The organism is Myroides sp. C15-4, assembly GCF_050522745.1.
In the GTDB taxonomy this organism is placed as follows: domain Bacteria; phylum Bacteroidota; class Bacteroidia; order Flavobacteriales; family Flavobacteriaceae; genus Flavobacterium.
Genome location: NZ_JBMVQX010000008.1, coordinates 33506 through 57682, shown reverse-complemented (window position 1 = coordinate 57682; position 24177 = coordinate 33506). Strand labels below are relative to the sequence as shown.

21 protein-coding genes are annotated in these 24177 nt (G+C 38.6%); 11 read left to right on the top strand and 10 right to left on the bottom strand.

Annotation, left to right across the window (positions count from 1 at the left end):
* Window positions 1-6: 6 nt before the first annotated feature.
* From ACPDHL_RS05795 to ACPDHL_RS05785, 3 genes are all read left to right on the top strand, one after another.
* Window positions 7-1686 carry a tetratricopeptide repeat protein gene (locus ACPDHL_RS05795; RefSeq protein WP_430531849.1) on the top strand — a complete coding sequence of 560 codons (1680 nt, stop codon included), beginning with the start codon at window positions 7-9 and terminating at the stop codon, window positions 1684-1686.
* 99 nt (window positions 1687-1785) lie between these two features.
* Window positions 1786-2955, top strand: a complete 1170-nt coding sequence (locus ACPDHL_RS05790; RefSeq protein WP_430531848.1) for a glycosyltransferase family 2 protein — start codon at window positions 1786-1788, stop codon at window positions 2953-2955.
* Window positions 2956-3038: 83 nt separating this feature from the next.
* Window positions 3039-4337, top strand: coding sequence for a dihydrolipoamide acetyltransferase family protein (locus ACPDHL_RS05785; RefSeq protein ID WP_430531847.1), 1299 nt, complete (start codon window positions 3039-3041; stop codon window positions 4335-4337).
* A gap of 99 nt (window positions 4338-4436) precedes the next feature.
* Here the strand turns inward: ACPDHL_RS05785 and ACPDHL_RS05780 are convergent, their stop codons facing one another.
* Together ACPDHL_RS05780 and ACPDHL_RS05775 are read right to left on the bottom strand one after the other, a co-directional pair.
* Complete coding sequence (locus tag ACPDHL_RS05780; RefSeq protein ID WP_430531846.1) at window positions 4437-4943, bottom strand: DUF1648 domain-containing protein; 507 nt, start codon at window positions 4941-4943, stop codon at window positions 4437-4439.
* A gap of 104 nt (window positions 4944-5047) precedes the next feature.
* Window positions 5048-6070, bottom strand: coding sequence for a helix-turn-helix transcriptional regulator (locus ACPDHL_RS05775; RefSeq protein ID WP_430531845.1), 1023 nt, complete (start codon window positions 6068-6070; stop codon window positions 5048-5050).
* 144 nt (window positions 6071-6214) lie between these two features.
* Here ACPDHL_RS05775 and ACPDHL_RS05770 point away from each other — a divergent pair, with 144 nt between their 5' ends.
* The 3 genes from ACPDHL_RS05770 (at window position 6215) to ACPDHL_RS05760 (ending at window position 10326) form a co-directional block, all read left to right on the top strand.
* Window positions 6215-6775: an N-acetyltransferase family protein gene (locus ACPDHL_RS05770; protein WP_430531844.1), complete on the top strand. Its 561-nt coding sequence runs from the start codon at window positions 6215-6217 to the stop codon at window positions 6773-6775.
* Between the two features lie 812 nt (window positions 6776-7587).
* Window positions 7588-8679, top strand: coding sequence for a slipin family protein (locus tag ACPDHL_RS05765; protein ID WP_430531843.1), 1092 nt, complete (start codon window positions 7588-7590; stop codon window positions 8677-8679).
* Between the two features lie 213 nt (window positions 8680-8892).
* Window positions 8893-10326 carry an RtcB family protein gene (locus tag ACPDHL_RS05760; RefSeq protein ID WP_430531842.1) on the top strand — a complete coding sequence of 478 codons (1434 nt, stop codon included), beginning with the start codon at window positions 8893-8895 and terminating at the stop codon, window positions 10324-10326.
* Between the two features lie 100 nt (window positions 10327-10426).
* Here ACPDHL_RS05760 and ACPDHL_RS05755 read toward each other — a convergent pair whose 3' ends face one another.
* Both ACPDHL_RS05755 and ACPDHL_RS05750 read right to left on the bottom strand, forming a co-directional pair.
* Window positions 10427-11359 (bottom strand): M48 family metallopeptidase, encoded by a 933-nt coding sequence (locus ACPDHL_RS05755; RefSeq protein ID WP_430531841.1) that lies wholly within the window; start codon window positions 11357-11359, stop codon window positions 10427-10429.
* Entirely contained in the window at window positions 11359-11919 is a 561-nt protein-coding gene (locus tag ACPDHL_RS05750; protein WP_430531840.1) for a LemA family protein, read from the bottom strand. The genes ACPDHL_RS05755 and ACPDHL_RS05750 overlap by 1 nt, the downstream gene beginning before the upstream one ends.
* A gap of 224 nt (window positions 11920-12143) precedes the next feature.
* On the opposite strand from ACPDHL_RS05750, the gene ACPDHL_RS05745 reads away from it, so the two are divergent.
* The 3 genes from ACPDHL_RS05745 to arsB are packed head-to-tail and all read left to right on the top strand — an operon-like array spanning window position 12144 to window position 14022.
* Entirely contained in the window at window positions 12144-12473 is a 330-nt protein-coding gene (locus ACPDHL_RS05745) for an ArsR/SmtB family transcription factor (RefSeq protein ID WP_430531839.1), read from the top strand.
* A gap of 58 nt (window positions 12474-12531) precedes the next feature.
* Window positions 12532-12978: a DUF6428 family protein gene (locus tag ACPDHL_RS05740; RefSeq protein WP_430531838.1), complete on the top strand. Its 447-nt coding sequence runs from the start codon at window positions 12532-12534 to the stop codon at window positions 12976-12978.
* 12 nt (window positions 12979-12990) lie between these two features.
* Window positions 12991-14022, top strand: coding sequence for an ACR3 family arsenite efflux transporter (arsB, locus tag ACPDHL_RS05735; protein WP_430531837.1), 1032 nt, complete (start codon window positions 12991-12993; stop codon window positions 14020-14022).
* 85 nt (window positions 14023-14107) lie between these two features.
* Here arsB and ACPDHL_RS05730 read toward each other — a convergent pair whose 3' ends face one another.
* On the bottom strand, window positions 14108-14824 hold the full coding sequence (locus ACPDHL_RS05730; protein WP_430531836.1) for a DUF1963 domain-containing protein: 717 nt from the start codon (window positions 14822-14824) through the stop codon (window positions 14108-14110).
* Window positions 14825-14969: 145 nt separating this feature from the next.
* Between ACPDHL_RS05730 and ACPDHL_RS05725 the strand changes: the two genes are divergently transcribed.
* On the top strand, window positions 14970-15335 hold the full coding sequence (locus tag ACPDHL_RS05725) for a hypothetical protein (RefSeq protein ID WP_430531835.1): 366 nt from the start codon (window positions 14970-14972) through the stop codon (window positions 15333-15335).
* Here the strand turns inward: ACPDHL_RS05725 and ACPDHL_RS05720 are convergent.
* Window positions 15328-15990 (bottom strand): DUF6266 family protein, encoded by a 663-nt coding sequence (locus ACPDHL_RS05720; RefSeq protein ID WP_430531834.1) that lies wholly within the window; start codon window positions 15988-15990, stop codon window positions 15328-15330. The genes ACPDHL_RS05725 and ACPDHL_RS05720 overlap by 8 nt on opposite strands.
* A gap of 542 nt (window positions 15991-16532) precedes the next feature.
* Between ACPDHL_RS05720 and ACPDHL_RS05715 the strand changes: the two genes are divergently transcribed.
* Window positions 16533-17072, top strand: a complete 540-nt coding sequence (locus tag ACPDHL_RS05715) for a hypothetical protein (protein ID WP_430531833.1) — start codon at window positions 16533-16535, stop codon at window positions 17070-17072.
* Between the two features lie 515 nt (window positions 17073-17587).
* Here the strand turns inward: ACPDHL_RS05715 and ACPDHL_RS05710 are convergent.
* The 4 genes from ACPDHL_RS05710 to ACPDHL_RS05695 form a co-directional block, all read right to left on the bottom strand.
* Entirely contained in the window at window positions 17588-18973 is a 1386-nt protein-coding gene (locus tag ACPDHL_RS05710) for a RagB/SusD family nutrient uptake outer membrane protein (protein WP_430531832.1), read from the bottom strand.
* 13 nt (window positions 18974-18986) lie between these two features.
* Window positions 18987-22028, bottom strand: coding sequence for a SusC/RagA family TonB-linked outer membrane protein (locus ACPDHL_RS05705; protein ID WP_430531831.1), 3042 nt, complete (start codon window positions 22026-22028; stop codon window positions 18987-18989).
* Between the two features lie 97 nt (window positions 22029-22125).
* Window positions 22126-23496: a HAMP domain-containing sensor histidine kinase gene (locus ACPDHL_RS05700; RefSeq protein ID WP_430531830.1), complete on the bottom strand. Its 1371-nt coding sequence runs from the start codon at window positions 23494-23496 to the stop codon at window positions 22126-22128.
* Complete coding sequence (locus ACPDHL_RS05695) at window positions 23493-24170, bottom strand: response regulator transcription factor (protein WP_430531829.1); 678 nt, start codon at window positions 24168-24170, stop codon at window positions 23493-23495. The genes ACPDHL_RS05700 and ACPDHL_RS05695 overlap by 4 nt, the downstream gene beginning before the upstream one ends.
* Between the last annotated feature and the right edge of the window lie 7 nt (window positions 24171-24177).

Sequence of the window (24177 nt, the reverse complement as noted above, 5' to 3'; positions counted from 1 at the left end):
TATATTATGAATAAAAAGTATTCTATTTCATTGTTGACTTTAGCTTTAAGTAGTTCTTTTGCTTTTGCTCAAAGTATTAATGAAGCAAAAACAGCAATCAATGCAGAGCAATTTGATAAGGCTAAAGAGATTTTAAAAGATTTAATTAGTAAGAAACCAGCAGAAGGAATCAATTACTATTATTTAGGAGATGTGTTCTTAAGAGAAGATCAATCGGATTCAGCCCGTTATTATTTTGATCAAGGAGTTCTTGCTAAGACTAAGGGATCTTTAAACTACGTAGGTTTAGGGCAGATTGAATTAGACAACAATCGCACAGCTGAAGCTGTTGCTAATTTCTCTAAGGCTGAAAAAGAGATGAAGAAAAAGGATTACGATGAGCAATTGTTAGTTGCAGCTGCTTATTTGAATTCGAAAATGCCAGATGCAAAAGCAGCACAAAAGATTGCAGCAGATGTAGTGGCAAAGGATTATAGCAATCCAATGGGGCATTTGCTTTTAGGACGTGCTTTCTTAGAACAAAAGAATTTAAACGATGCGTATTCTTCATTTAGAAATGCGTATGACTTAGACAATACTTTAGTTGAGGCTAAATTACAAATGGCTATGATTACAAAACGCGCACGTGCTTATGCGGATGCAATTAAAGCTTGTGAAGAAATTTTAGCTACAACGCCAAATTATGCACCTGCTTATAGAGAAATTGCAGAAATTTCTTATATGTGGTCAAAAGTAAACGCAAAACAAGAAAAGGAATTAATCACACAAGCAGGAGAGAACTATAAAAAGTTTATCAAAGCAACAGATAACTCTATCGATTCTCAAATGCGTTATGCCGATTTCTTAGTAATGACGGAAAACTATCCTGAATTAGAACGCGTGGCTACTCAAATGAAAGATATCAAAGGAGTAAATCCTCGTATTCACCGTTATTTAGGGTATGCGGCTTACGAAAATAAAAACTATGACGTAAGTGCGGATGCTTTAGATAAGTTCTTAAAAGTGTATTTAAAAGAATCAAAAAGCTTAAATGCGATTGGTAGAGATTACTTATACTTGGGATTATCTGAAATAGGACAATCAAACTATGGAGAAAACAAAGAAATGTACCACAAAGGATTGAATCATTTAAAAGATGCAATCAATGTTGAATTGGCCATCGCTGGTGAATTTAACCGTTTCGGATTGGAGTTATTTAGACAAAAAAAATACCAAAACGTAATTGACATCTTAGGTATTTCTGCTGATTTTAAAGAATCAAGTGGCTATATTTACGATAACTACTACGTAGGATACTCTTACTACTTATTAGGATCAGAAGATCGCTCAGATAACGAAGAACTATTGAAAAAAGCAGATGAGTATTTAGCTAAAACGATTGAGGCTTCTCCTTTAACACAAGAGGCTTATTTCTATAGAGCGCGTGCAAATCGCTACATCGATCACGTAGATGCTTACGATAGAATGTTTGAATCATACCAAGGATTCTTAAAAGTATTAGCAGAGAAAAACGAATTGAATGATCCTTCGAATAAAGAACAAGTAATCGAAGCACATACATCAATTGCAACGTACTATGCAAACAAAGACAGAAATAAAGAAGCTGTTGAGGAGTTCAAAAAAGTATTAAACTTAGATCCTACAAATAGTTTTGCTAAGAAAACGATTGAAGCAATCGGTAAATAAAAATAGTTATACAACTACAAAAGGCTAATTACATCACGTAATTAGCCTTTTTTTGTGGGATTTCTATTGTAGTTTTCCTAATCCTATTATATTTGCCACATGCAATTATCTATAATTATTTTAAACTATAACGTTCGTTTCTTTTTGGAGCAATGTATTAAGTCTGTGCAAGCGGCTATTCAGGCAATTGATGCAGAGATTATCGTAGTTGACAATAATTCTCAAGATGATAGTGCTGTGATGATGCGGCAGCTGTTTCCCGAGGTTTTATACATTGAAAATAAGGAAAACTTGGGATTTCCCAAAGGGAATAATATTGGGGTCAAACAGGCGAATGGCAAATATATTTGCATTCTTAATCCCGATACAGTGGTAGCAGAAGACACCTTTTTGAATCTCCTAAATTTATTTGAGACCAAAGCCAAACTCGGTATTGTCGGTTGTCAAATGATAGATGGACGAGGAGGCTTTTTACCAGAATCAAAAAGAGGCATTCCAACCTATTGGCGGTCTTTGATGAAAGTAACGGGACTATATAAGTTGTCTCGTTCTAGTTCGGTTGTCAATGGGTATTATGCAGCCCATTTACCTCAACACACAAGTGGAGCAGTAGAGATCTTAGTAGGCGCTTTTATGTTTATGCCTAAGCAACTTTATGTAACCTTAGGAGGATTTGACGAGCGTTTTTTTATGTATGTGGAAGATACGGACCTGTCCTATTCGAGTTTAAAGGCAGGGTATGAGAACTATTACTTTGCCGACACCACAATTATTCATTACAAAGGAGAAAGCACAGTAAAGGATTTGGAATACGTTAAGCGATTCCATCACGGCACCCAGATCTTTTATGAAAAACACTTTCGAAAATCCTATGTTTTTGAAATTGCAATGCGTTTGATTACGTTTGTTTTTCTGTTGTTTAAGCAAAAGAAAAAAAGCCCCAAATTAGATGTTGTTTCCCATACGATTGTCGTTAGTCCAAATGAGCGATTGAAAAATCAGGTCGCTCATACTTTGCAACGTTCCATTGTTCAAGTCAAGTACTTGGAAAAACTTCAAGAAATGATTGATCAAAAGGCCATAGGAAATGGCGATTTAGTGGAAATTGTCTTTGATGGCGATTATTTAACTAATAAAGAGATCATTACCTTTATGCATAAAAATTATAGATCAGAAATAATTTATAAAATTAAACCTGTGAATTCTTTGTTTTTGATTGGTAGTAATGATAGTAATAGTAAAGGATCCGTGATAATTTTAGAAGAATGATAATTTTATCTTTACGTGGAAAAAGTCCGAAATATTATTAAATTTGTAATCTGAATTAAGAAACACAACCTTAGGTTATAAATATGGCAAAGTTCGAATTGAAATTACCCAAAATGGGAGAAAGTGTTGCGGAAGCAACCATTACAAACTGGTTGAAGAATGTAGGGGATCGCATTGAGGCTGATGAGACAGTATTAGAAATCGCAACGGATAAAGTTGACAGTGAAGTTCCATCAGAAGTAGAAGGAACTTTGGTTGAAATATTATTTCAAGTAGATGATGTTGTTCAAGTGGGACAAACAATCGCTATTATTGAAACAGAAGGAGGCGAAGTTGCTTCAACTCCAGCTGCAAGCGCAACACCAACAGCTGCAGCAGTAGAACAAACAGTACAAGTAGCACAAGATGTTGCTGCACCAGTAGATTTTTCAGCATCGGAGAAATTCTTTTCACCTTTAGTTAAAAATATCGCAAAAGAAGAAGGCATCTCTTTGAGTGAGTTGGAGGCTATCCAAGGAACAGGAAAAGAAGGTCGAGTGACGAAAAACGATATTTTAGCTTATGTTGAGACTAGAGGAACGCAACCACAAGTGGCAGCGGCTCCAGCAGCAGTAGCAAAACCTGCTGCGGCTCCAGCAACAGCAACTAAAGCAGTGCCAGTATCTGTAAACGGAGGAGACGAAATCGTTGAAATGGATCGTATGCGTAAACTGATTTCAGGGTATATGGTACAATCGGTTCAAACGTCAGCTCACGTACAATCATTTATTGAAGTAGACGTTACGAATATCGTAAACTGGAGAAATAAAGTAAAAAATACATTCGAGAAAAGAGAAGGTGAGAAATTAACGTTCACACCAATCTTCATGGAGGCAGTGGCGAAAGCATTAAAAGACTTCCCTGGAATGAATATTTCAGTTGATGGTGATTTTATCATCAAGAAAAAGAATATCAACTTAGGTATGGCTGCAGCATTGCCAAACGGAAACTTAATTGTACCTGTAATTAAAAATGCAGATCAATTGAATTTAGTGGGTATGGCAAAAGCGGTGAATGATTTAGGAAACCGCGCAAAAGCTGGAAAATTAAAACCAGATGATACACAAGGTGGAACGTATACGGTAACAAACGTGGGTACATTTGGAAGTGTATTTGGTACGCCAATTATCAACCAACCACAAGTAGGTATCTTAGCTTTAGGAGCAATCCGCAAAGTACCTGCAGTTATTGAAACTCCAGAAGGTGACTTCATCGGTATCCGCCAAAAAATGTTCTTATCGCACAGTTATGACCACCGTGTGGTAGATGGTGCTTTAGGAGGATCATTCGTGAAACGCGTAGCGGATATCTTAGAAGCTTGGGATATCAATAGAGAAATTTAATTTAGTTTACAGTTAACGCTTTACAGTTAACGGTATATGTAGTAAAATAGTAGGGGTTATCTTGTATAAGATAACCCCTTTTTTTGGATGTAATTTGTTTTATTTGGCTGTAATTTGTTTCTTTTTGGACGGGAGTAAAAAAAGTAAAGGCAATAGAGATACCGCCAAAGTGATCACCAAAAAATAGGAGCCCAATCCGTCACTACTACCCAAGGCTGTTTGGATGGTTTGGTATTGGAGATAAAAGAAAATTAGGATATTTACTAGGTTTAAAAACCGCATCATTTTACTTGCTTTGCTGTAGTATTCTGGTGCATTATCTTCAGTTATCGTTGTTGGGTAGTTGTAGAGGTGGGGTTTGCCTTTGTAAATGTAGAGTAAAACATAAATCAATACCGCTATTCCTGCAAATAAGAATATAGATGATTTATCACCAAAGGCATCAGGTTCTCCTGACGCATTGAAATGCGTGGGAATTGTTTCTGGTAGCAGCTTGTAGTAATATAACGTAGTTCCTAATAGCGCGAGTAAGAGCAAAAAACTGATGCCATCGAGACATCGATCTAAAGGAGTAGGGCGTAGATTTATGATCGGTTGTTTAGCCATAAGAGAATGTTTTTTAATAAAGTTAAATACGAATATAATAAAATTAAATTATGTTTTAATTAAATTAAAAAGTCTCTTAAGAAGTGTTTTGATTTGGAAGATGGTTATACTTCCTCTTTTAAATACTGTTGATGCATTTTTTCCACGCGTTTGGCAATCTGTCGTTGTAGATGGCGAGGGGAGAGTACTTTAATTGCTTCGCCAAACCCCAATATTTCGCGTTCTAATTCAAAATTCAGCACGACATCTAAGCGTATCTTGATTCCTTTTTCATTTTCATCTAACAGCTGCTGGGAACTGTGAATTGGTTTGGTTTTCACATAAGGGGCGTGGTATTGATTCACCCATAAAATAATTTTCTGGGCGCGATCTTGTTCTGTTTTCGTTACACCTAACACATCTTCAAAGTAGCGATCGAAATCAACACCGTGGTATTCTTTATAGGGTTGATTAGCCAATGCATATACATTGGTGATGCGATCCAAGGCTAGGGTTAATAGGTGTTTTCCCTTACTGCTGCGCGTAATTAGAAACCAACGATTGCGGTATTCTTTTAAAAGATAGGGGTAATAAAAGTCCTTCGTAGCGGTTTTTGATTTGAACGATTGATATTCGATTAACAACGTCTGTTTGTTCTTGATGGCCTCATATAACGGACTGATAAATTTAATCCCTTTCAATAGTGGATTGCCCTCCATTTGAATGTAGTTGGGTGCTTTTGTACTTCGCGTCAATAAACTGTTGTCCAATTTGGCGATGACTTCACTCATTTCATCAACCTGACTAAATCCGTTTAAATGCTTTAAGATAGCGACAACTTCCTTGAGCTTCTCCATATCCGAATCATTGATCGGCGAGTTTTTGATACTATACTGTGCATCCTCATAGGTGTAGTATTTTCGATCCACGACCACAATAGGGGCATTATACCCCAAACTATCACTGCGCATAGTCTGAATATCCAATTGAATGGTGCGTTTGCTGACTCCCGAATCAATTCCTTCATATTCATAAAGTCCGTCGGAGACCTTCTCAATAAGATCGGCTAAAGTCCACTTTCGGAAGCGATTTTGTAAACATTCATCGAGGATGCGATAACGCAATAGCGCAAGTTTATTTGTTGCCATGGGATTGATTTTGAAATACAAATTCAAAAATAACAAAAATCAAAGGATTGAACCTCTTGATTGCGCGGAATGATTGCGCAGTTACTAGTATAAAAGCATATCACATGGATTAAAATAGTATCTTTAGGATTCAATTTGACTAAGATGACTATACCTCTTTCATTTTCCCCTCAAACGCACCTTTTAAAGCAAGGATCTACTGTTGTGATACGAGAAGCTCAAGTAGAAGATGCAGCGGCTTTAAATCAATTGATTCGCGCATATTTAAAAGACAGCGCTTATATTCCCTTGGAAGTAGAAGAATTTACCAAAACGCAAGCAGAAACTCAGCAGTGGATCACTGCTATGCAAGAGAGTCCAAATTCGATTCTACTCGTTGTTACGCATGAAGGACAACTAATCGGAAATATCGATGTAACAGGAAATCCAAGAAAAGCATTGCAACATACCGCTATTTTAGGTATGGGACTTTTAGCATCTTGGAGAGGATGTGGTATAGGAACGTTGTTGGTACAAGGCGTTCTAGATTGGGCAAGAATGACAAGTCAACTAGAACTCCTATGGCTCCAAGTGTATGAAGAAAACAAAGCTGGTGTTGCCCTATACCGCAAACACGGTTTTGAAACCAAAGGATCTATGCCTGCCTTTATCAAAGTAAAGGGTAAATATTATACGAATCAAATCATGCAAATGGAATTGAAGTAAAGATTGGATTTATTCCTACAATATAGAAGAGGTTTTTCGAAAGAGAAACCTCTTTTTTTGATCGTTACTTTTTTAAAACAACGCTTTTCTCATCTTTTTTTACTTTTCTTTTTACGGATTGTTGTTTTATGTACGCAATAGAGTTGCGTAGATTGTTTATTTTATTTTTACATTAAGTTTTAACTAGTTGTTTTATAGAGTTTTGCGATTTGTTTTAAAAAAAGATTTAACTGCGCATTTGCTTTGCGTAGTATGGAGTGCATCTTTGTACTGTTCGAAAGATACAAACCTTGGAAGCGTTTCAGTATAGCGCGGAAGTAAGGAACAATCGTTTCCCTTATCCTGTTTGATCGAGTAGCATATTGAGGTTCGACTCCTCACTTCCTTTAGATGGATGACTAGTGGTTTAGTATGTATTTGGGTCGTAGGTTCGAATCCTACCATTGCAACTGCAATGTAACTCAGCTGGTTAGAGTAGAATACCATTGCCTTAAAAGCAATTTTTGGAGAAGCTGGAGAACTTCAATAAAAATCTCCTCCATAAAAAAGTTCAGTCAAATAGTGTTTCAGTTTTTAGGTTTGAAATCTTCGGAGGACATGGCTAAATACACCCGATCAACGCTTGTAAAAACAAGTAACGGTGCGAAAGGAGAATCAGGGATGATATAGAAAGAAGAACTTGCTAGCTGAGTGATTCTAGGTTATACACAAAAGGTTTAACTTCAAAACGTACTTCTTTTTCCGCCTAGTGAGGGGAAACCTATTTGGATTGTTCTTCGTAAAAATGATATAAAAAAATAAAAAATATAGGTATGAAGAAGTTACAAGTAAAAACCAATCATGTGGCCTTAGTGTTTAACCAAGGCGAATTGCAAAAAGTGTACACCGCTGGTCAATACTGGTTGTGGGGACAAAAAGAAGTGATGGAATTTAATCAGGCGGAAATGTTTCCTATGCGTAGAGATATGGATGCTTTGTTGGAAAATAAGCCATTTGCTTCCCTTGTAACAGTTGTTGATGTACTGGATAACGAAGTAGTACTGGTCTATAAAAACAAAGTGTTCTTTACAGCCTTAGGTGCTGGAAGATATGTATATTGGAAAGAAGCAAAAATCTACACTTTTGAGCGTTTTACAATGGATGGTTTAGAAGTACCCTCAACGATTGCTCGAAACATTAGAAACAAAGGAAATATGCTCAACTTCCTGCGTATGTATACGGTTGGAGCAAATGAGAAAGGTTTGTTGTTTGTCGATGAACAGTTTCAAGGATTCCTGAATGCAGGAGATTATTGCTATTGGAAGAATGAAGTCAAAGTTCAAATGCTCGTTGTCGATGTGCGCCAACAAACGATGGATATGAATGGACAAGAAATCTTGACCAAAGACAAAGTGCAGTTGCGAATCAATTTCAATATAGTCTATCAGCTTTGTGATTTGTTAACGGCTTATATCGAAAACAAAGAAGTAGAAAAACAAATGTACAATAGTATTCAATTGATGTTGAGAGAAAAGGTAGGACGACTGTCTTTTGATGAGCTCATGGAGAATAAAGAGAATGTATCCCAAGCTATTTTGGAGGATGTGAAAGAAGCAGTTGCTGTATTGGGAATCGACTTAAAAGCTTGTGGAATCAAAGATATTATCTTGCCAGGGGATATTCGTGAGATTATGAACCAGGTCTTGATTGCCGAGAAAAAGGCACAAGCGAATATGATTACGCGAAGAGAAGAGACAGCTGCTACACGCAGCTTGTTGAATACCGCCAAATTGATGGAAGAAAACGAAATGTTGATGCGATTGAAAGAGATGGAATACATGGAGAAAATTGCGGATAAAGTAGGCGAAATTAGCTTGTCTGGTGGCGGTAATGTGTTGAAACAAATGAAAGCGCTGTTTGGGTAGCAGTAATCAGTAATCAATTAACAGTAATCAGTTAACGGTTTACAAATCGTAACGCAGTGAAAATCGTAACGCAGTGAAAATCATAACGAAATGAAGATTCATCGAACACTAAAACAAAATATAAAATCAGTGAGATATATTCATCGAACACCAAAACCAATATAAACTAGGTGAGATAAACCGCGCAAAGAGCAAACAACAAAGAACAAAAAAATGAAAGAACATAAACAAATAAACGGAAGCGATTTACTCGCCTTAGGATATCCACAAACCGAGTTGTTGGGGATTGCGTTAAAGGCAAATAAAAAGCGAACAGGGCTAACGCGTGTAGAAATGTTAGCGCACTATAAAATGGTTTTGGATAACGCAGAGGATTATGTAAACCATAAGCTATTTGGAAAATTAGCCACTGCAATTATCGAAGGGGTAGGACAGCCAAAAGAAGACGAAGTGACAATTCCGTTAAAAGAAACGGCTGTCTCTTACAGTATTTACGGTTCGGATCAGATTGAAGCAGGAGCGATTAAACAGATGGAAGTTGCAGTGAAATTACCTGTGGCTGTTGCAGGGGCTTTAATGCCTGATGCCCATCAAGGATATGGACTGCCTATTGGTGGGGTTTTAGCCACAGAACATGCGGTGATTCCCTATGGTGTAGGTGTGGATATTGGATGTCGAATGGCGCTGTCGATCTTTGATATTAAGGGAATGGAATTCTATGGAATGGAAGCTTTGTTGAAAGAGCAATTGGTGAAGCATACCAAATTTGGTGCGGGACATGGTTTCTTAGGACAGTATAAAGCGCAACATGCTATCTTGGATCGAGGGGAATTTAACTTGAATCCCTTCATCAAGAATCTACAGGATAAAGCCTGGGCTCAATTGGGATCTTCAGGTGGAGGAAACCACTTTGTAGAATGGGGAATCATGGAGTTTTCGCAACGCGATGAGGTGTTGAATATTGATAAAGGAAGTTATTTGGCTTTGTTGACACATTCGGGGTCTCGCGGAATGGGAGCGATGATTGCGGGTCGATATACGCAGATTGCCAAAGAACAGTGTAAACTGCCGTATGAGGCGAAGAATTTAGCGTATTTGGATATGAATTCAGAAGCGGGTCAAGAATATTGGGCGTTGATGAATTTAGCCGGAGATTATGCTTCCGCTTGTCACGAGGTAATTCACGATAAATTGACCAAGGCGATTGGCGCTGAGGTAGTAGCGAAGATTGAAAACCACCATAACTTTGCTTGGAAGGAAATGTACGAAGGGAAAGAAGTGATTGTGCACCGAAAAGGAGCAACTCCAGCGCGTAAAGGTGTGATGGGAATTATCCCAGGATCGATGACTGCACCGGGATTTTTGGTCCGCGGAAAAGGAGAAGAAGAAGCGTTAAACTCTGCTTCCCATGGAGCAGGACGACAAATGAGTCGAACACAAGCCATTAAAACCCTAAAAACAAAGGATATTCAAGCAGTTTTACAGGATCATGGGGTTGAATTAATCGGAGCCGGAAAAGATGAAGCACCGATGGCGTATAAAGATATTCACCAAGTGATGGCGGCCCAAGGGGATTTGGTTGATGTGGTAGCAATGTTTACCCCAAAAATAGTCCGAATGGCCGATGATGGGAGTAGAGAGGATTAATCAAGAGGGTGGCCTTTTAGACCACCCTCTTTTTGTTTTTTTAAATGATTGGTTCAGCGTTATCCTATTTAAACAGGGAGCGCTTTCAATCATGTAAGTCTTACATTTTTTCTAAGAACTCAATGCGTTTTTCAATCGGTGGATGGGTGCTGAAGATAGCGCCAATACTCCCCATAAATCCTTTGCTATTTTCATCCGTTCCATTGTCGATAAACAATTCTTTTACTTCATCGTTTTTCGTCTCAATCTTAGAATTTCCACTGATTTTACGCAAGGCACTTGCTAAGGCGTGAGCGTCTTTGGTCATGCTAACTGCTCCTGCATCTGCCATATACTCTCGACTTCTCGACAGGGCAAACTTAAAAACCATGGAAAAAAAGTAAATCACTACCGTCACGACTAAAATCACGATAATAATCGCTCCTCCATTGTCTTTTCCACCTCTTCTTCGCCCTAAACCGTGAAATAATCCGCGGAGTAATAAATCGAGAATAACTCCTAGGATGCCCACAAATACGATGGTTACAATCAACAAGCGCACATCGTTATTTCGGATGTGCATCAGTTCATGTGCAATTACACCCTCGAGTTCTTTATCGTCTAGCGTATTTATAATCCCACGGGTTAAGGTTACCGAATGGGATTTTTGATTGATGCCCGATGCAAAGGCATTCAAGGCTTCTGTTTCAATAATAAAGAGTTTAGGCATAGGCATACCTACTGACATACAAAGATTCTCAGTTAGGTTATATACTCGCATATTGTCCTTTCGTTCCAAAGGCTTGGCATGCGTTGCCCGTTGAATCATTTGATTGTGAAAGAAATAGGAAATGACAAACCAAATTCCGACAACAACAAAAACAATTGGAGTCACTTGTATAATGGGCTCCACTGATTTGTCCCAATTCCAGCCGGCAAGATAGGTGATAATAAGCACAACCCCCAATAAAATTAGTAAGGGGAAGGCAAATAACAGAAGAATAGATTTGGTGTTGTTACGCCTAATTTGCGTGTGTAATCCTACGTAAGCCATTAAAATTTAATCTCAGGAGCTACATCAAGTTGGGCTCTTTGTTCAACACCTAACTCAAAGAACGGCTGAGTTTTCATATTTTTTATTCCAGCAATGATGTTCGATGGAATTGATTCGATAGCCGTATTTAACTCTTTGGTTGCCGAATTGAAATAACGACGAACAGCAGCTAATTTATTCTCAATGTCTGAGATTTCATTTTGCAGTTGTAAGAAGTTCGTATTGGCTTTTAAATCAGGATAAGCCTCAACAGCAACACGCAATCCAGCAAGAGCAGAAGAAACTTGTTGTTCGGCCTGAATTTTTGAATTAATGTCACCCGCTTGTAAAGCTGCCGTACGCGCTTGTGTTAGTTTCTCTAACGTAGTCGCTTCATGTTCCATATACCCTTTTACAGACGAAACTAGTTGAGGAATTAAGTCATGACGCTGTTTTAATTGTACGTCAATATCCGCAAAAGCATTCTCTCTGTTGTTTTTTAATGCAACTAATTTGTTGTTTGTAACGATGTACCAAAGAATAAGTAGTACAACGATTCCGATTCCAATAAAAATTCCCATAGTTTTATTTTTTTTCGAATATACGATATTTAACTGTTTTTGAAGATACACAACGAAGAAAAGTCTTTTTTTTATGCGAATAGTGAAGGTAAAACCAGGGAGTTTTTTGGATTGTGAAGAAGGGCCTTCCCCCTCTTTTTTTAAAACAGAATTAATTGTTTGGAGAATAAAAAGAAATAAATATCTTTACATCGCAATATTGCGATATTAAAAAGATCATTCATATGGGCGTGACCAAATCAGCATTATTTAGTGAGAAGAAAAACCGTTTATCTGCTATGTTTAAAGTATTGGGACATCCAGCTCGATTGGCCATTCTACAGTATATCATCAATCAAAAAGCTTGTATTTGCAGTGATTTGGTAGAAGAGCTAGGTTTGGCACAAGCAACGATTTCTCAACATCTAAAAGAATTAAAAACGATTGGACTACTACAGGGAACTGTAGAAGGCAAGTCAGTATGCTATTGCATTGATGAGGTGGTTTGGCAAGCGTTTGCCAGCGAGTTTCAGCTGTTCTTTGCGCAGTCTATTGAAATTGACAAATGCTGTTAAGGCATTTTTTTACTGTAACGTATCGTAATATTGCGATGTAATATAAAAGGAGAGAAAGATGAAATTATCTGAAGTAAAGCAAGTATTAGCCCAATTGGAAAAAGTAGATTTCCAATTGGAAGAGGGGAGTTTTGTTCCCGAACATTTTCACGTCACCGAAGTAGGACAAGTGGAGAAAAAATACATCGACTGTGGCGGGGTAATCCGTTCCGAAAAGAAGGTTAGTTTTCAGTTGTGGAATGCCAATGATGTTGAGCATCGTTTAAAAGCTGGGAAATTGTTAAACATCATCCGATTGTCTGAAAATAAATTGGGCATTGAGGATGGGGAAGTAGAAGTTGAGTTTCAAGGAAAAACAACTATTGGCAAGTATAATTTATCATTTAATGGACAGCATTTTATTTTGGTTAATACTTTGACAGCTTGTTTGGCAGAAGATGCTTGCGGCATTCAACCAGAAGATTTACCACCTGCTACTTGTGCACCGGGATCGGGATGTTGTTAATGGGATTCACTTATGCAAACTAGAATGAAGTTTTTAGATCGCTACTTGACCCTGTGGATTTTTCTTGCCATGGGGATCGGTGTAGCTTTGGGAAATCTCTTTCCTCAACTTCCAATTGTGTTGAATAAATTAAGTATTGGAACGACTAATATTCCCTTGGCAATTGGATTGATTATTATGATGTATCCTCCCTTAGCAAAAGTGGATTATGCTTTGCTACCCAAGGCATTTCAAGATAAGAAGGTTTTGAGTCTTTCCTTGCTGTTAAATTGGGTTATTGGTCCTATACTCATGTTTGTATTAGCGCTTTTATTTCTGCGGAATCAACCCGATTTAATGGTGGGAGTCATTCTCATTGGTTTAGCGCGTTGCATTGCTATGGTCATTGTGTGGAACGATTTAGCCAAGGGAAATCGCGAATATGCTGCTTTGCTCATTGCGTTGAATAGTATTTTTCAAATCCTATTCTACAGCGTATTCGTTTGGTTTTTTATCAACGTTTTACCTCCCTATTTTGGTTTTGAAGCCTATGCTGTTTCTATTGCGATGACCGATGTCGTACAAAGTGTAGCGATTTATTTAGGCGTTCCTTTTGTAGCGGGCTTTTTAAGTCGAAAGTACTTGATACAATACAAAGGAGAAAATTGGTATCAACGTACATTTATTCCCTTTATATCACCTTTTACCTTGTATGCCTTGTTGTTTACTATTGTATTTATGTTTAGTCTTAAAGGCGAGCAAATTGTACAACTACCTGGACAAGTTTTTCAAGTAGCCCTTCCGTTGGTGATTTATTTTGTACTGATGTTTTTTATCAGTTTCTTCCTCAATAAATCGTTGGGAGTGCCTTATGATCAAAATGCAGCGATTGCCTTTACTGCGACGGGAAATAATTTTGAATTGGCCATTGCGGTTGCTATTGCCGTATTTGGTATTCATTCGCCTCAAGCTTTTGTAGGCGTTATAGGTCTTTTGGTTGAGGTGCCTGTATTGATTCTATTGGTGCGTGCGAGTTTGGCGCTAAAGAAGAAATACTACGGTTAACAAAGAAGCGCATTTGTGGTGATTATGATCGCAAAGATTCCTTTTGATTAGTACCCATGATGCTAATCAAAAGGAATCTTTTTTATTACGACTGTGCCCAATAAAAGGTACAACGGTCAAAATGGCCATTTTTTAAATCGTCTTTGTCAATGTGTACAGAGAAAACACCCTCATCATTGAATTCATTTTCGCCTACTTGAAAGAGAACCACTTGATTAGAAGCCATTACTTCTTCAATTTGCTCTTTCCCTAATTGGCAATGGGTAAAAAAGCCAAAGATTTTGGAGCGCAAAGTACCGCCAAAATAATCCCAGTAGTATCCGTGTTCATCTGCATCGTCTTCCTCGTAATCTTCTTCGGGCAGGTAGTAGCGATCACTCCATTGGTCAACATCTGCATAGATGCGATCGATTAATACCCCGTAGAAAAAGTTATCTTCATGTTCAACAATGATTCGAACTAAATCTTCATTTTTTACATCTGCATAAATCACTTGACCTTCCTCCGTCATAATATCCACAAAAAAGAGAAGTTGTCCTGTTTTCGGTAGTAATTCATAGGAGTCAAAAGGAGCAAATTGAGCGAGGTCTAATTGACCTGCAAAGCGCAATCCTTCGGGATGCACCACTCCAGGAGGTAGATCAATAACGGGACCTCCATAGCGAGAATGCCCTAAGGGAATTTCAACTTCACTATGGGGAACATCGCGTTCCCTCATCCAATTTTTTCTACCCAAAGAAAGGGGATAGTATTGCTGTTTGGCCGCTTCAAAGCGGATGATATCCATGGTTTTATCGTACATTCGTTACCAATTAAAATAAAAAAATAAAGATAATAAGTTTTACTTCAAGATGAATCGTCACTCGATTACAAAAACACGCTGGACTACCGCCTTTTTTCACCTTATACTCTTTATGGGCTTGGGGTACTTGCAAACTATCTTATCCATGGCACCCTTTAAAGATCAACCATCCAGTAATCTATCGTATGCTTTTTATACGGATGTGTTCTGGATTGTAGCCTTGACAAGTGTGCTCTATCTCCTGCTGCGCCTTTTGCTCAATCGCCTGCAGCAACCTAAAGTAGAATTCGCCCTACACTTGCTCCTAGTAGGCCTGTTGTGGTTCTGGATCAATTGGGGTGTTTTTCAAGATCGAGAAGCGGGTTGGAGTACGTATACAACGGTGGAGTCTTTATACAGCACGTTGAGGTGTAGTGCTTGGTTGGGGTTAGGACTGGTGGTATTTGGGCTGGTAAGTTGGAGCATCAATTCTCGCATAGCAAGTAAAATGCGAGAGAAAACACCTACGTAGTACGCTCATGTTCTGCCACAAAGAGGTGGTATTGACTTGTGCTATTTCTTTTCTCCTCGGCAGATTCCCAAATACTCCAAAAGTGGAGCCGTTCTATTTCCCAATGAGAAGGCAGTGTAAAAAGCAGTTGCCCCTCTTGTCGTGTTCCTCCTCGTTGAAGAATGTAAAACTCATCCCATTTATCGTGATACACAAGTAGGGTGACTGAATCTTCCGGTTGACTGAGGATGTTAGTCAATCGAGTGTTCCAAGTGAATAAAAAGGTGTGTTGGTCATGTTGTTGAAATTGCTCTTCCGTTGCAGCGGGTAAGGTGCCTATAGCGAGTAAAATCCGATCGAGAACAAGGTAAGGTGTACCTTCCAATATGGTGATACACTGTTTCATGAGCAGCGATATGAGTTGCTCTTTTCCTGATAGGCGTTTGTTGTTGATTTGACGTTCGATGGAATACAACTTCACAACATCCCGAACTTTGTTTACAAAACTGGAAACCAAACCGAATTTCTCACGCTGTAGTTGTTGAGCCGTTGAGGCTTTTCGCTTATTGAGTTGCGGATTGATGCGCAATAAGTTTCTCCCTCTCCATTGATACCCTACCATATTGCCAATTTTTCCTGAAACCCCACCTAAAATACCGTCTTTTATTTCTGCCATTGTTGCTGTTTTTTACTTTCTAAGATAGGAAGAAGAATACCAAAAAACGTGTAGTATTCAAAGTAGGGTTGTAGTTGTAACTAATTATTTTTCAGGTAATTGTGTTTCTTTTCGTAGAGGAGATAAAGGAATCTAATCACCTTTTTCGGTAGTGAAGAAGAAGAGATGGCGTGTTTTTGTTTTTGATTTAGGTGAGGGTTGGTTAGGAGCTAGTTGAAACTTGGATGGAGAATGCTTCGAGTGCACTTCGACTCTGCTTCGACAAAAAGGGCGTTTTTCCAAGTATACTCGAAGGTGAGTTGAAGAAGTCTTGGAGAGGAGTAGAGGGGGCTTGGGGGGATATACGGTATAAATCTTGAAAATAACCGAATTGAAAGGAGGTACAACTTGGTTTAGTAGAACGTCTATCATTTTAATGCGTTTAGTGCTATACTTTTACAAACAGATATGGAAGCTTTATATCATTACTTCAATCGATAAATGTAGGGGAATAATCTATTTATGTAGAAGAAATACTACCTTTGTATGAAACCATCAATCGTATGAAAAAACTACTTACATTAGCCCTAGTAGGGGTACTGAGCTTAGCGTGTAAACAAGGCACGCAACAAGAATCTCCTGCAAAAGAAGAGAATAAGGGAATCGCCGTTGCTCAAGCCTTTGGCAATAGCGAAGCGCTAAAAAAAATAAGCAGTGAATTGCTCATTCCCATGGAAATTGTAGAGCCTAGTGCCAAAGCAGTAACAACCAAATACGGATTGGAATTCGGAGGGAATTGCTACGCTTGTGATGTGGCTAATCTCTTGATTGATGGAGAAATGATTACTTTAATGAATGCCTGTGATCTAAATAGTCAGATTTCGTATACCATTGAATCAGTAGAAGAAAAAGACAAGCAAATTAGTATTCGCACACAAACTCATACCTTCGTTTTTGAGCAAGTGGAGGATTATCCAGTGTACAGTCTGAAAGTAATAGGAGAGGAAATTGACGAATCGATGTTTAGAGAAGCGTCATTTTATACAGTACGAAGCTTATTGGAGACATTTGAAATACACGATTGCGGCGATTTTGAAGGATAGATTTATTGGAGAAGGGAAATGGGAGAAGGGAGAAGGGAAATGGGTGATGAGAAATGAGAGAAGGGTAAATTTTCGATTATACTAGAGTAGACAAATAAAAAAAGGGATGAGTTGTTGACAAACTCATCCCTTTTTTTTATTGTTCTTTGCTCTTTGTTTTTTGGATTTTGTTTTTTGTTTTTTATTTCACTTAGTTGATATTTTGTTTTGGTGTTCAATGAATCTACGCTACGCTTCGATTTGTTCTTTGTTTGCTTTTCTCTTCATAAGAGATTTTTTTTTCAACTAGATGTAATGAACCAAAAGCCGAAAAACAGTTTTTTTTGTTCGATGAATATATCTCATCTAGTTTATATTTGTTTCGGTGTTCGATGAATATATCTCACTGATTTTATATTTGTTTCGGTGTTCGATGAATCTACACTGCGTTCCGATTTTCACTTCGTTCCGATTTTTACTTCGCTACGATTTCTCCCTTCACCCATCTCCCATCTCCCATCTCTACTCTTCACCACTCACCATTCACCATTCCCCAAATTCGGATTGCTTTGTATTTCTTTTAGAGGAATAGGCAATTGATACTGTGGACTTCCAAAAGCGAGCAGAGGTAAGTCGCTAGGGGCTGCTAGGTCTTCTTTGTTTCTTTCCAAAGGTTTTCCCAATCGTTTTAAATCAAAATAACGGTGTCCTTCAAAAGCTAACTCCTTGTAGCGTTCTTTTAAGATCATCGCTTCATCGATTTGTGTTGGTTTGATTGTAGCTGTTGATCGCGCTTGTTGAAGGGTTTGTAGGTCTTCCAGTGCTAGTGTGGTAGCCCCTGTTTTTAGATAGGCTTCTGCGCGAATTAAGTACAGCTCTGATGAACGGAAAACCGGTAAATCGCTAATTCTATTTTCGTGATTTTCTCCAGCGTATTTGGCAATTTGATTAGGGTCTGATGTTCCAAAGAAAAGGGTAGCGCGAATATCGTCTTTTGTGTATAGCTGATTTAGTTTACTAGCGGCATAAAAAAGTGTTTTCCCCGTATTAAAATTATACCACAGTGTATTAGGGCGAAGTTCATCATCATTGTTTCTCGCTAGTTTAAAGATTACTTCTTCTGTTTGATTTTGCCTCCACATTGCAGCGTATTGGTTTGTAGTTGCCAAGGGATAAGCATTGATAATTTGGGAGGTATAGGCAATCGCTTGAGCGTAATTCTTTTGATAAAGGGAGACACGAGCGGCTAGAGCTTGTGTTGCATCAACAGAAAAACGAGCGGGTGCCTGCTTATTGTTGAGGTTTTCTGCTGCAACTTGAATATCCTTCCACAACAGGGTATAAAAATCAGCCTGTGTCATTTTGCCTGGTTTTTTAAATAGATCCGTATCGGTTACATACGGAATAGTCAAGGCTTGCTTGCCTAGGTCATCCGATTCGCCAAAAATGCGGTGCAGTTCAAAGTGAACAAAGGCACGTAGTCCTTTTAACTCGCCTGCTAGTATGTTCAAAGCCTCTTGGTCAGCTGTTGTTTCCTGAGGAACACGGTGCATATTCTCTAGTAGCGTATTGATCTTATACAACGCATGGTAGTAGTCCTTCCATGTTTCGTGTAACAGGTCGTCATCTGAGCTATAGGTCCAACGGTTAAGTTGAACCGCATAACCATCTACCCCCGTATTTTCGTGGCTCAATTTACACTCGTCTGCCAGTACAGCCCCTAATAAAGTAGAGTATTCTACATGTAAATTATTGTACACGCCTACAACGCCATATTCGAAGTATTGCACTGATTTGTACAGCTGATCGGAGTCAATATTTTCTTTGGGATCAAGGTCTAACAAGTGATCACAACTGCTACAAACACCTACAGTAATCACGGTGAGTAAGAATCTTTTTATCGTATATATTGCTTTATTCATGTGGTGTATTATTTTAAAAAATTACTTTTAACCCAGCGGTGATGGTACGAGGAAGAGGGTATTCATATTGGTACCAATTGTTGTCATCTTCTGGATCTTGCCCTTTCCACTTGGTCCAAGTGATTAAGTTTGATCCTTGAGCGAAGACATATACCTCTTTGATCAACTTATTCGCTCTTCCCAAGCCTGTAAATTTGTAATTGACATTCAAATTTCTCAGCTTGATATAATCGGCGCGTTGTAGCTCTCGATCGGTTAAGTATCGCGTATAGCTAGGATGTGGATTGCTACTTTCATCTCCAGGCTTTTGCCACAGGTCTAACATACTAGTTGATTGGTTGTAAATGCGGTAATTAGGATCTGCTGCTGTGCGGTAAAATTCACCCGTATTTAGGCGATACATTCCCTTGATAAAAGAGAATAAAGCACTAACTTCTAGGTTTTTGTAACGAAAACTGGTGGTGATTCCTCCTTTCCAAGATGGATCAAAACTGCCTTTTACGAGTACGGCATTTTCAGGATCGTATTCTGCTGTGATATTTCCTTCCTTATCCAAGTATTGAGGAGCACCTGTTTGTGTATTTACACCAGCCCAACGAACCATATAGAAGTGTCCAAGTGATTTTCCTACTTGATGGATGGAATAATCTTCGGTTACAATATCGTCTTCTTCTCCCAAACTCAAGATTTTATTTTTGTTAAACGCGAGGTTGAGTCCCATGTTCCAAGTAAAGTCCCCTTGGCGAATTAGGTCTCCAGAAATTCTGAATTCAATTCCACGGTTGCGAATCTTTCCTAAATTAGCAGGTAACGATTCAAAACCTGAGGTCATGGATAAGGTACGGTCAATAAATAAATCATTGGTGATGCGGTTGTAGAAATCAATTTCAGTCACTAGGCGATTGTGAAAGAATCCCATTTCAACACCCAGGTCAAAAATGCGATTCATTTCCCAAGTGTAATTTGTATTTCCAGGAGTCGTAGGCACCAATCCTGTTTGCCCATTGTATTGTCCAGGGCCATACAAACGGCGGTAACCGAAATCACTAGCAAACCCATTGGCATTTCCTGTTAATCCATAGCTTATACGCATTCTTGCTGTAGAGATTACCTCATTGTCTAGGAGAAAATCCTCATATTTCATATTCCAATTCCCACCAAGCGCATAGAAGTATTTATAGCGATTGTCTGAAGGAACGCGTGAAGAACCATCTCTTCTCAAACTTCCACTTACCGTATATTTATTCTCATAAGAATAGCGCAATAAGGCAACCTGTGAGAGTAAGACATTTTCAGAAGCGCCGCCTTCTACTTTGGGGATAAAGTCATTTTCTGCCGTTCCAGGTGTAATTCCTGAGGGAGTTTGATCGAAGCCCGAAATAAGACCAAAGCCTGTAAAACCGTGATAGTCGTATGTATAGCGGTTAATCTCTACTAATCCAATAGCTTCCAATTCATGCTGATCCCATTGTGTTCGGTAATTGAACCCCAAGTTCGTCATGGTGCTAATTTTGTTCTGATCACCTTGGCTGTACATGCCTTGACCGCCTTCTTCTACTAAAGACCCAAAATAGGTATCGGGTTTGATGCGATGTGTATTGGAGTACTTAGCATAATCAACCCCTAAGGTAGAAGTTAGCTTCAACTCATCAGTAATGGCATAGGAGAAATTTCCAGAAACGACACCTTTTACGCTGGTTGATTTGCGGTTGACATCCTGATACATGGCCAGTGCATTTGTTCCAAATCGATTGGCACCAGGTTGCAGTTGCCCGTGTTCGTCATAGGGATTCTCATAGGGCAAAGCAAAGTAAAGAGAAGCTACTGGATTGGTTTCGCTGACGTCAAAGTCCGATTCAGACTCTTTACTGTTGCTATGTGCCAGGTTGATGAAGAAATCAGCCTTCAAGCGTTTACTCTGGTGGTGAATATTGGAGTTAATAGTAAAACGTTCTAAACCAGAGTTGTATAAAACGCCTTCTTGATTATAGTAATTAAATGAAGTATAGTGTTGTGTTTTTTCACTTCCACTGCTTAAGCTCAAGGCATGGGATTGAATGATTCCCTTGCGTAAGATTTTCTTGCGCCAGTCGATGTTCGTTTGTCTAATTTGCTCTAGGCGTTGGGCATCGTGTACATAGTCTTCCTCCGTTTTAGCTACTGCAGCTCCATCAACCAATTTATACGGGTTTTTTGATGAATAGGCCCAACCAGGTAGGTTGGGATCTTCTAGCATTTCTTCAAATTGCAACCGTTGATTGGTATTCATCATGTCCCATTTGCGGTTGTTGGCTTGTGCAAAACCATAGTGGGTTTGATAGGTCACACGTAATGGAGATTGTGGAATGCCTCTCTTGGATGTAATAACAATAACCCCATTGGCTCCTCGTGAACCATATTGTGCGGTTGCGGCAGCATCCTTTAAAACGGTGATGTCTTCAAAATCATCAGCAGGTAAAGCAGTAAAGGTTTCGGGTGAAATAGGGAGGCCATTTAAGATGTATAGTGGATTGGTGTTTTCATCTTGTAAAGAACCAATACCGCGAATGGTTACCCGTCCTGGTGTTCCTGGTTGACCAGAGGGAGAGGCCACATACAAGCCCGGTACTTGGCCTTGTAGGGCCTGATCCATCGAACTCACCTGCAATTGATTCAATGCCTTCGCTTCAATTTTTCCAATAGCCCCCGTTGTGCGTGATTTGGATTGTTTGGTATAGCCCGTTATGACAATCCCATCTAATACATTTTCCTCAATGAGTAAGTCAATCGTATCGGGAATTTCACTCGTAGGAAAGCTTAAAATTAGTTCTTTATACCCCAAATAGGATAATCTTAATTCTATTGTTTCCTCCTCTTCTATAGTCAAATCAAATGAGCCATCTTCTAAAGTAAAGCTATATTCTTTTTTGCTTATATTTTCAATTGTTACCCCAGGTAAGGGGAGGTGGGTTTCAGCATCTCGTACTACTATAGGCGCTTTTTTATCGTCAGCCTGAGCACTTAATAAACCAAAACAACAAATGAATGTAGCTAAGAGTCTTTTCGTTTTATGCATTGCAGTTTGTATTAATTGATGATACAAACCTATTTCGCTCAGATTAAAAGCGCTTTAAATCGAGATAAAGAAGCGATTAAAAAGCGATTAAAAAAAATTAATCTCGGTGTTTAATGCGCTTGGGAAGTCGGAAGGTTACTGTCGTTCCCTCATTTAGGACTGATTGAACCGTTAGTGTTCCCTTGTGTAATTCAACAATTTTATAGGCTAAAGACAATCCCAAGCCTGTTCCTTTAATCCCCAGAGCATTTGGCGATCGAAAGAACGGAAGAAATAGCTTGTCCAAATCCTCCTTTTGAATACCGATGCCCTGATCGACAATTGCAATAATAATAGATTGTTCATCAGTGGATAGGATTAGTTCAATCGGAGCATGATGAGAGAATTTATGCGCATTGAGAATAATGTTTGAAATGGCTAATTCGAGTAAATGTGAATTTCCAATGAAGTATAAGGCATATAATTCTTCCTGTGTTTCCAACTCCAGATGAAGATTTAACTCCTTCTGTTTAGCTATGAGATGATCAATAACAGTCCACCAAAAAGTTTCAAAAGACGTTTCTTCCAAAGAGTAACGAGCATTGTTTAGCTGAGAAAGGGTAAGAAGATTGTTGATAATGCGATCAATATGACTGGCATCTTTGACAATGCCTTCTAGTACTTCTCTATATTCTGTGGTAGAACGCGGACTACGCAAGGTAATTTCCGCATTGCCCATCATGGAAGCGATTGGCGTTTTTAATTCGTGTGAGGCATGAGAAACAAACGATTGTTGATGGTCAAAAGAATCGTGAAGGCGTAAAAATAGCGTATTGATTGTATGGCTCAAGATCTTAATTTCATCGTTAGACATATGCTCCACAGGAATCGGTTGTACCAAATTCTCTACGTCTTTATTCTGAATGTGATTGATGATACTCTTAATGGGATTCAATAAGGAGTTAGAAAAAATGCGAGAAAGAATAAAAGTAATGATCAAGGCAATGAAAAGACTAAACAGCATAATGGTACGCAATTGTTGCAGGGCTTTTTCTCCATTTTCATTGGTAGCCTTGGCGACAATAATGTAATCACCAGAATTGTCCTCATAAAAAACACCAACGATATAATCGCCTTTTTGTTTGAATTGTACTTTTTTATGAAGGTAAATTTGGTGTAAGAGGGCTTTGTCCCATCGTAGCTCTTGTTCCGCAATATAGGTTGGTTCAAAAGCAGAGGTGTAGATTCTGATTTGCTCTTTGGGCAGCGTACGCGGAAATTTACGCAGTACTTCTTTGTATTCGGCTTCCGTAAAGTTGTCTTCGGCTAGATAATTGTGTCCCACTGTTACTGCGCGATCCTCTAGTTGACGAAAGAAATTCTTTTTCCACTGCGTAGCAACAACAAAGTAGATAGACGTTAAGACGCTCAATAACAAAATAGCGAACAAACCAATAAATTGAAGGGATAGACGGGTTCTTATCTTCATTGTTCATCTTTTAATATATAGCCCATACCGATGACGGTTTGAATCAAGGGTGTCTCGTGGTTTTTATTTATTTTTCGTCTCAAGTAATTGATGTATACATCGATGAGGTTCGTTCCTCTGTCAAAATCAATACCCCAAACAGCCTCTGCAATTTGCGCTCGACTTAAAACTCGGTTTTTGTTTAGTAAAAAATATTCCAATAAGTGGTACTCTTTTTGGGTAAGGTTAATTTCGATTTCTTTGCGGTATACTTTTTTCTTGAAGCAATTCATAACCAAATCATCTACTTTATACAGTAAACTAGGCATAGTCATTTTACTTCTGCGCGTTAAGGCATTGATGCGTAACAGGAGTTCTTCGTAGTGAAAGGGCTTGGTTAAGTAATCATCTGCACCCATATTAAAGCCTTTGATTTTATCGTGTAAGGTCGATAAAGCGCTGAGCATTAAAACCGGTATATCAGATTTGTTTTTTTTTATTTCCTGACAAATTTCGAAACCATTGATGTTAGGGAGAATGACATCAAGTATGATGAGGTCAAATTCGTGTTCCATAGCAAGTTTTAATCCCATAAAACCTTCATACGCTAAGGTAACTTTATGCTGACTTTCTTCTAATCCTTTGCGGATAAAATTCGATACATTGGTTTCATCTTCAACTAGTAGAATATTCATAAGCAGA

Bases quoted from the DNA above. Each gene is read 5' to 3' on its own strand.
- ACPDHL_RS05795 (WP_430531849.1), top strand. From the start codon at position 7: ATGAATAAAAAGTATTCTATTTCATTGTTGACTTTAGCTTTAAGTAGT.
- ACPDHL_RS05790 (WP_430531848.1), top strand. From the start codon at position 1,786: ATGCAATTATCTATAATTATTTTAAACTATAACGTTCGTTTCTTTTTG.
- ACPDHL_RS05785 (WP_430531847.1), top strand. From the start codon at position 3,039: ATGGCAAAGTTCGAATTGAAATTACCCAAAATGGGAGAAAGTGTTGCG.
- ACPDHL_RS05780 (WP_430531846.1), bottom strand. From the start codon at position 4,943: ATGGCTAAACAACCGATCATAAATCTACGCCCTACTCCTTTAGATCGA.
- ACPDHL_RS05775 (WP_430531845.1), bottom strand. From the start codon at position 6,070: ATGGCAACAAATAAACTTGCGCTATTGCGTTATCGCATCCTCGATGAA.
- ACPDHL_RS05770 (WP_430531844.1), top strand. From the start codon at position 6,215: ATGACTATACCTCTTTCATTTTCCCCTCAAACGCACCTTTTAAAGCAA.
- ACPDHL_RS05765 (WP_430531843.1), top strand. From the start codon at position 7,588: ATGAAGAAGTTACAAGTAAAAACCAATCATGTGGCCTTAGTGTTTAAC.
- ACPDHL_RS05760 (WP_430531842.1), top strand. From the start codon at position 8,893: ATGAAAGAACATAAACAAATAAACGGAAGCGATTTACTCGCCTTAGGA.
- ACPDHL_RS05755 (WP_430531841.1), bottom strand. From the start codon at position 11,359: ATGGCTTACGTAGGATTACACACGCAAATTAGGCGTAACAACACCAAA.
- ACPDHL_RS05750 (WP_430531840.1), bottom strand. From the start codon at position 11,919: ATGGGAATTTTTATTGGAATCGGAATCGTTGTACTACTTATTCTTTGG.
- ACPDHL_RS05745 (WP_430531839.1), top strand. From the start codon at position 12,144: ATGGGCGTGACCAAATCAGCATTATTTAGTGAGAAGAAAAACCGTTTA.
- ACPDHL_RS05740 (WP_430531838.1), top strand. From the start codon at position 12,532: ATGAAATTATCTGAAGTAAAGCAAGTATTAGCCCAATTGGAAAAAGTA.
- arsB (WP_430531837.1), top strand. From the start codon at position 12,991: ATGCAAACTAGAATGAAGTTTTTAGATCGCTACTTGACCCTGTGGATT.
- ACPDHL_RS05730 (WP_430531836.1), bottom strand. From the start codon at position 14,824: ATGTACGATAAAACCATGGATATCATCCGCTTTGAAGCGGCCAAACAG.
- ACPDHL_RS05725 (WP_430531835.1), top strand. From the start codon at position 14,970: ATGGCACCCTTTAAAGATCAACCATCCAGTAATCTATCGTATGCTTTT.
- ACPDHL_RS05720 (WP_430531834.1), bottom strand. From the start codon at position 15,990: ATGGCAGAAATAAAAGACGGTATTTTAGGTGGGGTTTCAGGAAAAATT.
- ACPDHL_RS05715 (WP_430531833.1), top strand. From the start codon at position 16,533: ATGAAAAAACTACTTACATTAGCCCTAGTAGGGGTACTGAGCTTAGCG.
- ACPDHL_RS05710 (WP_430531832.1), bottom strand. From the start codon at position 18,973: ATGAATAAAGCAATATATACGATAAAAAGATTCTTACTCACCGTGATT.
- ACPDHL_RS05705 (WP_430531831.1), bottom strand. From the start codon at position 22,028: ATGCATAAAACGAAAAGACTCTTAGCTACATTCATTTGTTGTTTTGGT.
- ACPDHL_RS05700 (WP_430531830.1), bottom strand. From the start codon at position 23,496: ATGAAGATAAGAACCCGTCTATCCCTTCAATTTATTGGTTTGTTCGCT.
- ACPDHL_RS05695 (WP_430531829.1), bottom strand. From the start codon at position 24,170: ATGAATATTCTACTAGTTGAAGATGAAACCAATGTATCGAATTTTATC.